This is a genomic window from Pseudomonas sp. PS02303, from assembly GCF_029959925.1.
GTDB lineage: Bacteria > Pseudomonadota > Gammaproteobacteria > Pseudomonadales > Pseudomonadaceae > Aquipseudomonas > Aquipseudomonas mandelii.
The window spans coordinates 1-14,451 of sequence record NZ_JASCOM010000150.1; the positions used below are offsets into that span (position 1 = coordinate 1).

The window sequence follows — 14,451 nt, forward strand, 5'->3', positions numbered from 1 at the left end:
GATCCAACCTGATCGAAATGTGGGAGCGAGCCTGCTCACGAAGAGGGCGGCACATTCAGCATCAATGTGACTGACACACCGCTTTCGCGAGCAGGCTCGCTCCCACATAAAGCGCTCCAGCAGCGCCTTACAGAATTTGAGGTTTTTGAAATGAATGTTTTGATCATTGGCAGCGGTGGCCGTGAACACGCCCTGGCCTGGAAAGTGGCTCAGGATCCGCGTGTGCAGAAAGTATTCGTTGCCCCGGGCAACGCCGGCACCGCCATTGAAGCCAAGTGCGAGAACGTCGCTATCGACGTGCTCGCCCTCGAGCAGCTTGCAGATTTCGCGGAGAAAAACGTTTCCCTCACCATCGTTGGCCCGGAAGTGCCGCTGGTCGCTGGCGTCGTCGACCTGTTCCGCTCCCGTGGCCTGGATTGCTTCGGCCCGACGGCCGGTGCGGCCCAGTTGGAAGGTTCGAAAGCCTTTACCAAGGATTTCCTGGCTCGGCACAAGATCCCGACCGCCGATTACCAGAACTTCACCGAGATCGAGCCGGCCCTGGCCTATCTGCGTGAAAAAGGTGCGCCGATTGTGATCAAGGCCGATGGCCTGGCCGCCGGTAAAGGCGTGATCGTTGCCATGACCCTGGCCGAAGCGGAAGATGCTGTGCGCGACATGCTCGCGGGCAACGCATTCGGTGACGCCGGCTCGCGCGTTGTGATCGAAGAATTCCTGGACGGCGAAGAAGCCAGCTTCATCGTCATGGTCGACGGCAAGAACGTACTGCCGATGGCCACCAGCCAGGACCACAAACGCGTCGGCGACGGCGACACCGGCCCGAACACCGGCGGCATGGGTGCCTACTCCCCTGCCCCGGTCGTGACCGCTGAAGTCCACAAGCGCGTCATGGACCTGGTGATCTGGCCGACCGTGCGCGGCATGGCCGATGAAGGCAACGTCTACACCGGTTTCCTGTATGCCGGCCTGATGATCGACAAGGCTGGTAACCCAAAAGTTATCGAGTTCAACTGCCGTTTCGGTGATCCTGAGACCCAACCGGTGATGCTGCGTTTGCAGTCGAGCCTGGTGTTGCTGGTCGAAGCGGCCCTGGCGCAAGCCCTGGACAAGGTCGAAGCGCAATGGGATCCACGTCCGAGCGTCGGCATCGTGCTGGCGGCTGGCGGCTATCCTGGCGACTACGCTAAAGGCGTCGCCATCAACGGCCTGGATGCAGCCGCCGCACTGGAAGGCAAAGTCTTCCACGCCGGCACTGCGCTCAAGGACGGTCAAGTGGTGACCGCCGGTGGTCGTGTGCTTTGCGCTACCGCCATGGGCGCCAGCGTTGATGCTGCCCAGCAACAGGCTTACAAACTGGCGGCAAAGATTGATTGGGAAGGCTGTTTCTATCGCAAGGACATTGGTTACCGTGCCATTGCCCGCGAACGTGGCGAAAATCAGGAATAAGCGATCCGTTCGGCAGGGCTTGTGCTTCAGGCCCTTGCCGGACTGTTCCGGCGCCGCGCATAGTTATAATCTGGCATCAACCTACGAAGGGATTTCGCCGTGCGCTGGCTCAGGATTGCCATAGGTTTCACTGTCACGCTGCTGACCTTGCTCTGCATGCTCCCGGCACAGGCCGCGCAAGGCAGTGGCTGGGCGGTATTGCTTGACGAACAGGGCGACCTGCAGCTGAGCGACATCCGTTCCGCGCGCTACACCAATCAATTCAGCCCCATCGAACTTGACCGCCTCACCGCGGCCGAGCCCGAAGGTGCATTGTGGCTGCGCTTCCGGCTTGCACCCGGCAAGCACGAGCAATTGCTGCGAGTGTTCGCCCCCGACCTGTCGCGCCTCAATCTGTACGTGCTCGACGGCGACACGCTGATCGATCAATTGAACACCGGCACCGGGCAGCCCCAGGCTGACCGTCCCCTGCCCAGCAGCGAATTCATGTTGCCGCTGCCACAAAGCGACAAACCCCTCGACGTCTACCTGCGGCTGGTGTCTGAACACCAGTTACGGCCGTACATCACCCTGCAATCGGCGATCATGACCGCGGCCAATCAGAACCAGATGCTGATTTACGGCCTTCTGTTCGGTTGCCTCGGGATGCTGATCCTGCACAGCCTCGTCCGCTACGCCTATACGCGCTCGCGCAGCAGTCTCTGGCTGGCCGCATGCGAAGCACTGTTGATGCTCAGCCTGCTGCTGTTGCTGAATCTGGCGGGGCCCTGGCTGCCAAACTGGCACGCGGTGCAGACACCCGGCGCCTACCTCGCCCTGCTGCTGACGGCGCCGTGCGGCCTGATGTTCGCCTATCGTTTCTTTGCGCCACTCGGCCCGCACCCGCTGAACAAGCTGCTGCTGGGAGACATTCTGTTCATCGTGATGTGCGGCTTGCTGCTGCTGTTCGTCAATACGCTGCCGCTGAACATCATGACCTACGCCCTGGTCGCCCTGGCAGGTCTGAGCATGTTGTTCGTCAGTGCCTATCACTGGCAAAAAGGTTATCGCCCAGCGCGCCTGTTCGTCGCGGCGATGGTCGTGTTCAACATTGGCACGCTGATCATGTTGCCGGCCCTGCTGGGGCTGACGCTGGTCGCGCCGCAGGGCTTGATCATGACGCTGCTGGGGTTTATCTGCATCAGCGGCGTGCTGATGAGCATTGCGCTGAGCGAACGTCAGCGCAGCATCACCGAAGATCGTTTCAGCGTCAGTCGCGACCTGGCGGCCAGCAATGCCGAGATCAACGCCAAGGCCGAGTTCCTGGCGAAGATCAGCCACGAAATCCGTACCCCGATGAACGGCGTGCTGGGCATGACTGAACTGCTGCTGGGCACACCGTTGTCGGTCAAGCAGCGTGACTATGTGCAGACGATCCACAGCGCCGGCAACGAACTGCTGACCCTGATCAACGAGATACTCGACATCTCCAAGCTCGAGTCCGGGCAGATAGAACTGGACGACGTTCAATTCGATCTCAATGCCTTGATCGAAGACTGCCTGAGCATCTTCCGCGCCAAGGCCGAACAGCAGAACGTCGAGCTGATCAGTTTCATCCAGCCGCAAGTGCCACGCGTCATCAGCGGCGACCCGACGCGTCTGCGCCAGACCTTGCTGAGCCTGCTGGAAAACGCCCTGAAGAAAACCGACGAGGGCGAGATCCTGATCGTCGTCGCGCTTGACGAACGCAGCGCCCAACCGCGCCTGCGCATCGCCGTGCAAGACAGCGGCGTGCCGATGGAGGCCGAAGAACGCGACGCACTGATGCACGCCGAGCTGCACAGCAAACATTTCCTCTCGGCAACCAGCCTGGGCGGCAACCTGGGGCTAGTGATTGCCCGTCAGTTGATCCGCCTTATGCAGGGCGAATTCGGCATCAAGATTGGCGCCAACCAAGGCAGCACGTTGTGGCTGACCCTGCCGCTGGACCCTGATCGTCTCGAGCACCCGACCTCCGACCTCGACGGCCCGCTGCAAGGTGCGCGTGTGCTGGTGGTGGACGATAACGACACGTGCCGCAAAGTGCTGGTGCAGCAATGCAGCGCCTGGGGCCTGAACGTCAGTGCCGTGCCGTCCGGTAAAGAGGCACTGGCATTGCTGCGCACCAAAGCTCACCTGCGCGATTATTTCGACGTGGTCCTGCTCGACCAGAACATGCCCGGCATGACCGGCATGCAACTGGCGGCCAAGATCAAGGAAGACCCGAGCCTGAACCACGACATTCTGCTGATCATGCTCACTGGCATCAGCAACGCGCCGAGCAAGATCATCGCGCGCAACTCCGGGATCAAACGCATCCTCGCCAAACCGGTGGCCGGCTACACCCTCAAGACCACCCTGGCGGATGAACTGAACCAGCGCAACAAGGGCCCGACCGTCTCGCCGTACCAGCCCTCCGGTCCGACGCTTCCGGTCAAGGTTCCGAGTGATTTCCGCATTCTGGTGGCTGAAGACAACAACATCTCGACCAAGGTGATTCGCGGCATGCTCGGCAAGCTCAACCTGCAACCTGACACCGCCAGCAATGGCGAAGAAGCCTTGCAGGCAATGAAAGCCCAGCGTTATGACCTGGTCCTGATGGACTGTGAAATGCCGATCCTCGATGGCTTCTCTGCCACCCAGCAGTTACGTGCCTGGGAAGTCGGCAACCAGCGGATTCGCACCCCGGTTGTGGCGTTGACCGCGCACATCCTCGCCGAGCACAAAGAGCGCGCGCGCCAGGCCGGCATGGACGGGCACATGGCCAAACCGGTCGAGCTGTCGCAACTGCGCGATCTGATCGAGCATTGGGTTGCCCAGCGTGATCAGCAGAATCGCACGGCCTCAACGCTCCAGGCAGGCGTGTAGGGCAATCAACGCCGGCATGACTCAATCTGCTGCGCAGATCTCCATGGTCGAAGCATCATCGGTCAACGTCAACATCGCGACGTTGTCCTGATACCTGTCGCTGATCTTCAAGGCAATGGCGTCGCGCACGGGGCCGTAGAGGATTCCGGACAAGTCAGCACTGGCGTAGCGCATGCAAACGCTGCCTTGTACATCCTCGGCCAGATGTCGCTGGGCCAGCGGATTGGCACTGATGATCTGGCGGGTCTTAAGCTCGATGTACACACTTGTGAGCGATGTCGGCGTCTGCGCTATAACCACCAGCAAACGCACAGCCTTTGCGGGCGCAAGAACATCACCCGACTCGTCCGTGGATATTTTCTGCATGTGATCGCGCAGCAAACCCATTGCGGGCTCGTTGCCGGACAACCTTGCCAGCCGCTGCACTGTTGCCGCCGTAGCGCCTCCTTTATCCACAGCACCTTGTGAAATCGCTGCAATGACCCAGTCGCTGACAGACTCGACACTGTCCTGGGTAATCAGCCATTCCTGTCGCGCTCTTGTACGTCGCAGCCAGTAGTCATCCAGAAATTCCACATAAGCGTTGTACCAGTCGACATCCGGGGCTTTTTCAATCTTCTTATTGGCAATCAATTGCGCCAGCAACACGGAATCGACCAGATCCTTATAGTGCGCCGCCCCATCCGCAGCCGGAATAATCACGACACAAGCGCCAACGATCAACACAGAATATTCGCAACTCATATCAACTTCCTCGACAATAAAAAAGGCAGCCGACAACCGGCTGCCGATTTAGATCAGTTAGATATCAATGTCTACGATCTGGTCTTTATGTGGGACAAGTTTGCTCTTGATGGACTCACGGACTGCATCAGCGACCAATGTATTTTTGGCAAATACCGTTTCGCCGCGATACAGGTTCACATTTCGGATATCCACATCCGTAAACATTACTTGGGTGGAGCTGTTCTTGCGAAGAAAACGCACTGCACCCACGGCCATGATTGCCTCACCCTCGACTTCGACACACGCACCTGCCGAGATTCCCCCGACGCCATTTTCCAGCAGATTTCGCTCATAAACAGTCAGGGCAGCCGTGTCACGCTTTTGCAGGGCCGCGATCGCATCACCCGCCACCTTGAGCATCAACGCAGTCGTCGAACCAGGCAATGCAACGCCGGCAACCACCGCACCGAGAATCTCCAGCACCAGTTTGTCCATGCGGACGCTGGTGCCGCTGACGTGCAGATCGCTGTAGTACTTGCTGACAGGCGTCCAGCCTGCGAGGGTCATGACTTCCCGGAACCTCAAGTACCACTCTTTGCCCTGATGTTCTTCAGGGTATAGTTTGTTCGCTGCACGGGATGCAAAGAGAAAGGCGTTTTGAGCGTCCGACTTGTTTTCAGCACTGAGCTTGCCAGAAAAGCCCAACGTGCCTTCACCCACAACGGAGCCTTTCGACGGTGCTTCGATCTCGTCGCCCACAACCATAAGACCACGAGGGCGGATAATGATCTGCTCGTCGATATCACACGCTTCAATCGCTTCAATACAGGCAGCAACATAACTTTCACGAATAGCTTGATTATGCATAATGAATTCCTTATAAAAATACCAGACAAGTTCCTCATGAACTTGCGATAAAACAATAACCAAATAAACGAACAACGACAAACTAAAACCTGTAACACCATATCCATTCACTAAACATAAGTTACAACAACACCCAAGCAACTAACAAAAGCACCCAGCCGGAAAATTAACTGACGCGCCTGTCACAACTCACACCCACAAGCAATTAACTGACTGATAGACTCCTCGTCATCCTCACTCCTGATGCGAGCCGAAACCATGCTCCACGTGTTATTCAGCGTTTACCTGAAGATGCTGGTGCTCTACAGCCCGTTCTTCGTGTTGTCCTGCTTCATCAGCCTGACCCGCGGTTATTCACGCAAGGAACAACGTCGACTGGCCTGGAAAGTGGCCACCGCCACGCTGGTGTCCAGCGTCTTGCTGTACTTGTTCGGACGGGTGATTTTCAGTGTCTTCGGCATCACCGTGGACGCGTTCCGCATCGGCGCCGGCAGCGTGCTGTTTATCTCGGCACTGGGCATGGCCCAAGGCAAGTCGGCGGTGCAGACCGACAATGTGCAGCAGGACGTGACGATCGTCCCGCTGACGATTCCATTGACGGTCGGCCCCGGCACCATCGGTGCCTTGTTGGTTATGGGCGTGAGCCAGCCACATTGGGACGATAAACTCACGGCCATTCTCAGCATTGCCCTGGCCAGCTTTACGGTTGGCGTGGTCCTTTATTTGTCCAGCCGCATCGAACGGATTCTCGGTGACCAGGGCTTGCAGATTGTCAGCCGGCTGATGGGATTGTTTGTGTGCGCGCTGGCGGCACAGATTATCTTCACGGGCGTAAAAGGTTACCTGGTGCCCTGATCAGCCAGGGAGCGCAACGTTGTGAATTGACAACGTTGCGAAACGTTCGGAACCCGGATCTCCACCCTCGGTTTTTTAGACCGAGCTCAACTTCTCGACGAGCACTTTTAACTCAAGGCTGCTTTCCCCAAGATCGAACACCGTTTGCCACAGTTCATGGACGCTGACCTCAAGCGTATTGCCAAGAACTTGCACACTCAGGTTCAGCGACTGAGCCAATGCCCACTCCTCAGATTGTGCCGAACGAAAAACCAGGCTGCTGCCGTTGTCGGGGTCGGTGAGCAGCAGATGGTTGTCTGCCCGATCGACACGCCAGTCATCCTGCGCTCCGGTCGCCAGAATCAGCCGCGAGGGTATGGCGTCAATGTCCGGCCAGTCAGTGCAATCGACCACGATGCAATCGAGGTGCTGCCAGGCGGTCTCCGACACGTGGTAAATCGACCCCGTTTCAGCGCCTCCCAGAATCAATGAACTGACACCGTCGGGCATCAGAGCCAGAAGGTCTTTTACCTCTCCCGCGATCTCCAGCGTCATGACATCACCCTCTCGACTGGCCTTGTTCGCCGCCACCCACACAACCTCTTTTGTGTTGCGGTTGAAGATCACGCCGTCCACCGGATCAAACAACAGCGGAACACTCCCTTGTTTCGTCCCGAGGAAGTTTGCCCACTGCCCATCCGCTCTGCCGTTAACCTCAAAGACACGATTGAGTTCGGGTACGTAATACGCGTAGCGGTTGGTCGAGTGGCCAATCGGCAAAAAAGGCGCATGAGCCTGACCGGACACTAAATCGTTCAGGCGTTTTGTCAGCGCTTCAGGCGACTCCCTGTAACGATAAGACCAGGCGTTCTCGACACTGATGATGCGGGCCGGCTCACCTTCAATCAGTTCGAAATTGACCCCGTCCCGAGTGCGGCCCCGCAAACCGGTGCCGTAAGGCAGCACGTCAGAAAATGCCCAGGCTCCCCAGACCTTTTCTGGTCGTGGCAGCGCGTCGGCATTGATCAGCCGCCTGCCACTGCCGAACGCGCGGCTCAGCTGCTCAGGCTCGATAAACGCCTGACGATAAAGGTGGCCGCTGCTCAGGCCAAGTAACCAGGCGTGCTTGCCATCACGGGTGACGGACAACAGACGGCAACCTTTTTCAGCCATCAGGTCGGTTACCAACAGCTTATTGTTCAGGTAGCGCGCGTAGACAGGCACCTGGCCGGTGACGTCCGATAATCCGGAAAGCGAAATCAGCGAAACCGCATGCTCCTTGCCAAGGGCCTCCAGATCGCTCATCCACAATGGATGGGCATCCAGCCAATCCCCCGTCACGCCGCTAAGGAAAAAGCTCGCGTCCTGACGAACGTCAAACATCAGCCCGGACTCATTGACGACCAGGTACCCGCCGTCGCTGATCCTGAGCTTGACGCTGCCTGGCAATGGCACCCGTTGTGCCTCATCGCCGGTAAAGGGTTGGTGATAGAGGTTTTGACTGTGTGCGTCGTGAAACAGGAACGCTGCAGCATCAGGATCATTCGGTGGCAGCAAGCTTATCTGGGGCAGCGCCGAGGCGGTTTCGCTGACAGGCAAGTGCGGGGTCAGGAGCTGGTGGCTCTGCCCGTTGATCCATCTCGGCAGCGACGGCTTGTCGAGGTCGCCAGACGTTACCGTCACAAAGGACGCAGGCCTCCAGGACGTTTGCCGTTCGGCGTCGGCGCCTTCAGTAACAACCGCAATATCAACTTGCTGTAACAGGGCAATGACGTCCTTCAAGGTATCGAAATAGTCAGGCGGTTCGCTCGATACCGAAACCAACGAGATTTCCTCGCCGTGAATCAGATAAATCACCACGTAACGCTGGGTCTTGCTCAGGCGTACCCGCTGAGTGACTTGAACAACGCCAGCGCCCCGATCTAGGCAGCCAATGATCTGCGCCTCTTCACTTCCACGATTGAAAACGCTGTAGCGCCAAGTGGTCAAACCTGTGACGGCATTGACGCGCCATATCAGGGGTTGATCCGGGTGATAGAAGTAAGCGTGATCGTCTTGCACTGCCGCCAGTTGAAGTTTCTCGCTGACCGGACCCAGGAATTGACGGCCATAAACGAACCGTTCCTTTGCCACTTCGTACCAACCGGCGGTGTATTGCGGCTTTTCTGGATTGCCAAAAGGCAGCAGAAACTTGCCCGCAGGAATTAAGGCATTGCCCATGCGCTGCTGCCGGTGAAGCACCTTCAAACGGTCAAGCTCCGCCTGCGAGTAATGTCCGTCGGCCGCTTGAAGTGACGCCAGGTACAGTTGCCGATGTTCGCGGTCAACACGGTAGGTTTCGAGGTTCTTTGTTCGAACATATACGTCGATGTCGGCCTCGATGCTCAGCTCGATACCGTCGATGTTCAACCCCGCCGCGCCGACACTGATGTGTTGTGGCGTGATCCAGTCGGCGATCAACACCCAGCTCACGCTTCCGTCACCGGGAAGTGCACTGAGGTGGACCGACACGAGTCCTGGTTTAAGTGCGAGGGAGTAAGCCCCCCTCAGCGTGTCGATGCGGTAAGAAACCTTGCCCCGCATCTCTCGCGGTAATTCAGGAACGTACAGCGCCCGGGTTTCATTTCCAACGCGCACGGTAATGGTCGTGGGCTCATAGACAGGGTTGAGTTTGTACAGGATGTGCGGGAAAGGTCTGGCGTGGGTGAAGAAAAAACCTTCCTCCCTGGCTTCAAGTTCACGCAACACGTCATATTGCGGATACATCTTAGGAGGCAGGACGCTCGAGCCGCCGACAACGTTCAGGAGCAGGTTGCTCCACTCAAAGACCTGCGGATCGGAACCCAGTTGATACTCGTAACCGTAATAACACTTTGGAGTACCCGGAAGCAGCAAGGCCGATTCTGCCGGCACAGCGTTAAATCGACCATGAACACGCGGGCCAGGAATCGCGACCTGTTTTGGCAGCCCCATGCTTTCTCGAACGACAATAGCGTTCTGTTTGTTCCCATCGGGCCGTGGGAGCCCCGAGCCACCCAGCGAGCGAAAGAGCCCCTGGCTGCCGAACACGATGACCCCTTCGCGAAGATCAACCGTGCCCACCACCGACTCGGGCATGATCGATACGACCCCTTGCTTGACCGAGAAAGCCTGCGGGCTGTACGCCGTTTTGAACCGGGTAAACAATTCGGCAACTTTCTCTGCCTTGTCCATGATTTGCCCGAGATTGCCGGCAATCGCCGTGACGCCGATTCCGATGCCAAGCAATGGCACCGACAGAAAACCTGCGACCGCACCCGCCGTCCCGCCGACTACCAGCGCAACGCCGTCGAGCACAAGCGCACTGACATCGAACAGTAGTTGAGTGCCGAAACGCGCTTGCTGCTCGTGGTTTTCAGCGTTGTAGAACTCGTAAATATCAAAACCGATATTGACCACGCCCAATACCTGCCCCAACCCCGGGCCAGCGATTCGCGCCAGGAGTCGCCCGCCCGCCGAAGCGGTCCTGACCGCTATCGCTCGCTCGGCGTTCACCAGCTGTCGAACCAGGTTCGCCATTTGCAGTGTGTCGAGGCCGATACCGTGGACTAACTGTGCATGGCCCAGGTAGCCATGAAGGCGAACGGCGACGGCCAGGTTCGATTCTGTTCCAGGCTGCGCCAGTTGATCGCGATTGCGAAGTTCGGTGATCAACGCCTGGAAACCAAACGCAAAACTCAGCCGGCTACCCTCGGAAACATCCGTTGGATCAACAGGTTTATGTCCATCGTTGCTGCCGGCCAGGTACTCGATACTCGTGTCCAGGAACGACTTGATTCGCCCGAGAAACGGTTCGTTGGTTTTCACCACGCGGATCTGTTGCGTTTTGATGTCCATGAACGACAGTGCGTAACCGTCATCCGGTTGAGCCTGCAGGGTTGCGAACACCGGGACATACTCGCTCCCGAGCCCGTTCGCCGATCTCACCCGGTTTGTCACCTGATCGATTTTGCTCGCCCAGACGCTGGCATCCCGTTCGGAAAGACCCCGTCCCAATCGCGCATTTTCAGACAGCGCGCGTGAGCGTAATTGGGCGTGATGGGACCAGGGTGCGATGCTTTTTCCTGAGCTCAAGGATTCATTGCCCAACAGCTTCGACACTGGCAGTTCCGAGGGTAAGTGCTTGCTGGCGAGGCGATCGCCGTCCAGTTCGATCACATTGAAGGGCGAGCGATCCGTCGACTCGATCGCATACTGCCTGGCCAGGTCGGACGTGTTGAACAGGGCCTTCATCCCAAGCTTGAGGTGGTCTATCCGATCGAAACCAAAGACACCGAAATTGGGATCGTAGAAAGACCAGCTACTGTGTTCGGCCGTCCCGGTCCTGGCCACCATCATTGAATGGTTTTCGGTATTGAGCATCAACGTGCAAGGTGCAGGTTTAGCCGCCAACACCTCAAAGATGCCATCGAAACTCAACGTGCCGAGCTTGTCGCCAAAATCAGCCTGGGGTATGGCGCGCAATTCGTCGAGCGCCTGAAGAAATGCATGGGTATCACTTTCACCGGGCGAGAAATGCGCATTGGCCAGTCTGCCGCTCAGTGCCTGTACCGCATCGCGGCCCTGATGAGTCGCCGCCGCCATCAGCAGCGCCAGTGGATAACAGCGTCTTCCGGGGTCGCCATCGCCCCTGACCAGCAACCCCTGAGGCATTAACTTGGCCATTGACGCGCCCGCCTCCAGGAGCGTTTTACGCACCGAGGCACTGCGCTGGAGAATATATCGGCGTAGCTCGTAGTCCGTCTGGTGCCTGATGCGAGCAACGCTCTCGCCCCATTGACGAAGCGTCAACGAATTCTCGAATGAAAGAATCTTGAGTACCTGAGCGCTCTCCGTGGAGGAGTCAACTGGCGTTTTGACGGCGGCAAACGCCGTTTCGAACTCGGGACTTTTGAGCGAAAGCAACACCTGCTCGATAGACATGTACCGCTCGGATATACCACGGTCGGCCGTACTTTCCGCGAGCGCGCCGAGCTGCTGCCAGGCGTCGGCGAAACCGGTTTCGTCCAGCGTCGATGCGCCGAAAAGGCCACCGAGCACCACCCGATGTACCGGACTCAACTGATTGAGCGGCAGAGTCCCATGACCGATGCGAACGATCATTTCATTCAGATTGCCAATCGGATAGAAACCATGGGAAACCGGTAGCTCGGCTACAGACTGGTTCAGAATCCTTTGCCGGTCATCAAAGTCCAGGGAAAAAGGTTTAGCGAAATTCAACTCACCGCTGAGCTTTTCGTTCATCGCACGGATGAAGGGCTCCCCCAACTCATCCATCCAGCGCTGCAGGATGGCGGTCAACAAAACCGGGCGCCCTTCCATGATCGGCCAGCCTTTTTCGAAGCTGATGGTGCGCCCTTTCAACAGCTCGGAAAAAGTCCCCTGATAGCGTGTTTGTAATTTGCCGTCGGCCCAGTTTGCTTGTTCTTTTTTCAGCCATTCTTGCGGTGTAGCGTTGATCGTCCAGCCAGAAACCTTCTCTTCTTCGGTGGCCACGTTGTAGCCATCCGACAATTTCAATCGATCTCGTATTTCGTTTTTCCCATCAAACAGGAGATGCTTTTCCACATAATCCTCAAGCCCTGTAATCGCGGCCCCAGGCCCGGTCAAATCAATGGTCCCACGGGATTCATAACGAATACCGTCGCTGTAGTAAGCGCCAATGGCGCTAACCAGCTTGCCTAAATACCCTCGGCGCGTTTTCGACAGTCCAGGCACCTCGGCAATCTTTTCATTCACCATCGCCACGAGAATATCTTGTACGGCTGCACTGTCGCTCCAGTCCACAGCCGTCGCGTTCAATCGAGACTCAAACGCTGACAGGAAGTCGTAGTTGAACCTGATCAACTCGATAATCGCCTGGGTCGAGCCAGCGCCGGCATGCGCGACGATATGAGAGTTCATTTCACTGTTGATCTGGATGGCCATGCGAATACCGTCCGTGGGCGTTTGACTATTCCCCGGCGCAGAAAATATGTCGGAGGGCCCCGGACGCTGCAGTGCAAACTCGTTTAATGCTGTCCTGTGCTGTTCAGGAATACTCATTGTGCGGTCAGGGTATCGACTGGGGTCGCGCCCTGGCATCAGCGATTCGTTGTTATTGAGCAGGAGTTGTAATACGCCAATTCGCGCACTTTCATCGAACGCCGTAATATCGACTCCGCCCAATACGTTTTTCAGTTGCGGCAAGTAATCCACATCACTGTAGCGACCGCCCTCCAGTGCTTCGACCTGCAGGCGAACCACATCGCTGGCCGCAGCAAAGTTGCCTCGCCCTGCCACTTCGCGTTCATAGACATCCCATAACGAGTGTTCTTTGAAGACCTCGCGCACGTCGCGTAACCGCAGATGTTCATCAACCATGGCCAAGTGGCTGTCCAGGCATTTTTGTCTGAACGCAATGAGGGTGGCTTCGTCCTTGCCATAGGCGCGAACCATCAGATCAATACGCGCTTCATCCGCCTTTCCGGCCCAGCGCTCCTGCCTGAGGTGAGCCGACATTTGCATTTTCAGCACCCGGGCTCGATGTTCGATCATCCGGGCCAGCTCCACAGGCGTGGCGATTGTGGCTCCCCCTGACTCCATGGCATGCGCCCTGGCACTTTCCAGGATCACTCGATTCATCTCGAAGGCCAGTACTGCATCACTGTCGTACCAGAGGTTGAACGTATGGCCTTCCTTGACCATGACCGCCTTCCATATATTGATGTAGTCTCGCTGAATAGCGCCAACCGCGCTCCCGCCGACCCAAACGAAGTGCATTATTTTCGGCACTTCGGGCGCAACCGGATTCAACATTCGCACGGTCTGGACCAGCCGGTTTGTATAGTTTTCAAGCCGCGCGGAGAGGTCGGCCAACGCGGCGGAAATCGGTCCGGCGCGCTGGCCAATCAGTGAGTCGAGCGTCTCTTTGAGCAATAACAATGGCGCCATCTGGTCAGCCCATGGCTGATCTTTTGCGCACGCTGAGTAATAGCCAACCAGCGCTTCATACTCCGGCGCGGCGCGAAACTCGTTCGAGAGTGCTTGAATATCATCGAGTCTGAAATACTGAAGAAACGACTTACCCGCCGTGTTTGATCCCTGATATTGATTCATCACATCCATGCCCTTATAACAAACTTGAAATACACGTAGCCCACAGCGTCGCGCACACGCCATCCGTCGATGTTTGCGAACCTGAACTGATATTTAAAACCAGCGCCGAAAGCACTGGCATTGCTAATACGCTAACCACAGAAACAGCAGGCAAAAAACTGCCAAAGCTGCCCACCCAAAAAATACTATGCGATAAAAATAACTACCTCAATCCAACAACAGCGCAATTAATTAATTACACTTAAGCCGGACAAACAAGTGTAACTTTTATCTTTGTCGGAAACGGTTACTAACACACTGCGCACAGCCGCGAATCAAACGGGCTGCGTCGGTTGTATCAGAACATGAAACGCGGATATTGAATTGTCTGAGGCACTCGCACGCACTTTCCGGGTGAGCCCAGTTAAAGTACGGCGGGCATCAAGGAATCTTTCGGTCGATGCGCGGTGAAAAATCTTACGCACTGGAAGGGGGGCGGAACTGCGGCCAGCACCGCTGGCCGCCAAGACTTACCCGGCTGGCTTGTCGCCGTACCAACGAGGCGTATACACCCAC

Annotated in this window: 6 protein-coding genes; 3 read left to right on the top strand and 3 right to left on the bottom strand. The window is 57.1% G+C overall.

Translation table 11 applies throughout. From position 1 onward, the window contains the following. The first annotated feature begins 150 nt into the window (after window positions 1-150). Window positions 151-1,446 (top strand): phosphoribosylamine--glycine ligase, encoded by a 1,296-nt coding sequence (purD, locus tag QMX98_RS24345; protein ID WP_083375139.1) that lies wholly within the window; start codon window positions 151-153, stop codon window positions 1,444-1,446. Between the two features lie 99 nt (window positions 1,447-1,545). Continuing rightward, entirely contained in the window at window positions 1,546-4,332 is a 2,787-nt protein-coding gene (locus tag QMX98_RS24350; protein WP_102594513.1) for a hybrid sensor histidine kinase/response regulator, read from the top strand. A 21-nt stretch (window positions 4,333-4,353) separates the two neighbouring features. Here the strand turns inward: QMX98_RS24350 and QMX98_RS24355 are convergent, their stop codons facing one another. Together QMX98_RS24355 and QMX98_RS24360 are read right to left on the bottom strand one after the other, a co-directional pair. Beyond that, complete coding sequence (locus tag QMX98_RS24355; RefSeq protein WP_282411493.1) at window positions 4,354-5,112, bottom strand: hypothetical protein; 759 nt, start codon at window positions 5,110-5,112, stop codon at window positions 4,354-4,356. 21 nt (window positions 5,113-5,133) lie between these two features. Next, on the bottom strand, window positions 5,134-5,925 hold the full coding sequence (locus QMX98_RS24360; RefSeq protein WP_282411494.1) for a hypothetical protein: 792 nt from the start codon (window positions 5,923-5,925) through the stop codon (window positions 5,134-5,136). A gap of 258 nt (window positions 5,926-6,183) precedes the next feature. Here QMX98_RS24360 and QMX98_RS24365 point away from each other — a divergent pair, with 258 nt between their 5' ends. Further along, window positions 6,184-6,780, top strand: coding sequence for a MarC family protein (locus QMX98_RS24365; RefSeq protein WP_010463905.1), 597 nt, complete (start codon window positions 6,184-6,186; stop codon window positions 6,778-6,780). A 75-nt stretch (window positions 6,781-6,855) separates the two neighbouring features. Here the strand turns inward: QMX98_RS24365 and QMX98_RS24370 are convergent, their stop codons facing one another. Then, window positions 6,856-13,896: a TcdA/TcdB pore-forming domain-containing protein gene (locus tag QMX98_RS24370; protein ID WP_282411495.1), complete on the bottom strand. Its 7,041-nt coding sequence runs from the start codon at window positions 13,894-13,896 to the stop codon at window positions 6,856-6,858. Window positions 13,897-14,451: the final 555 nt, after the last annotated feature.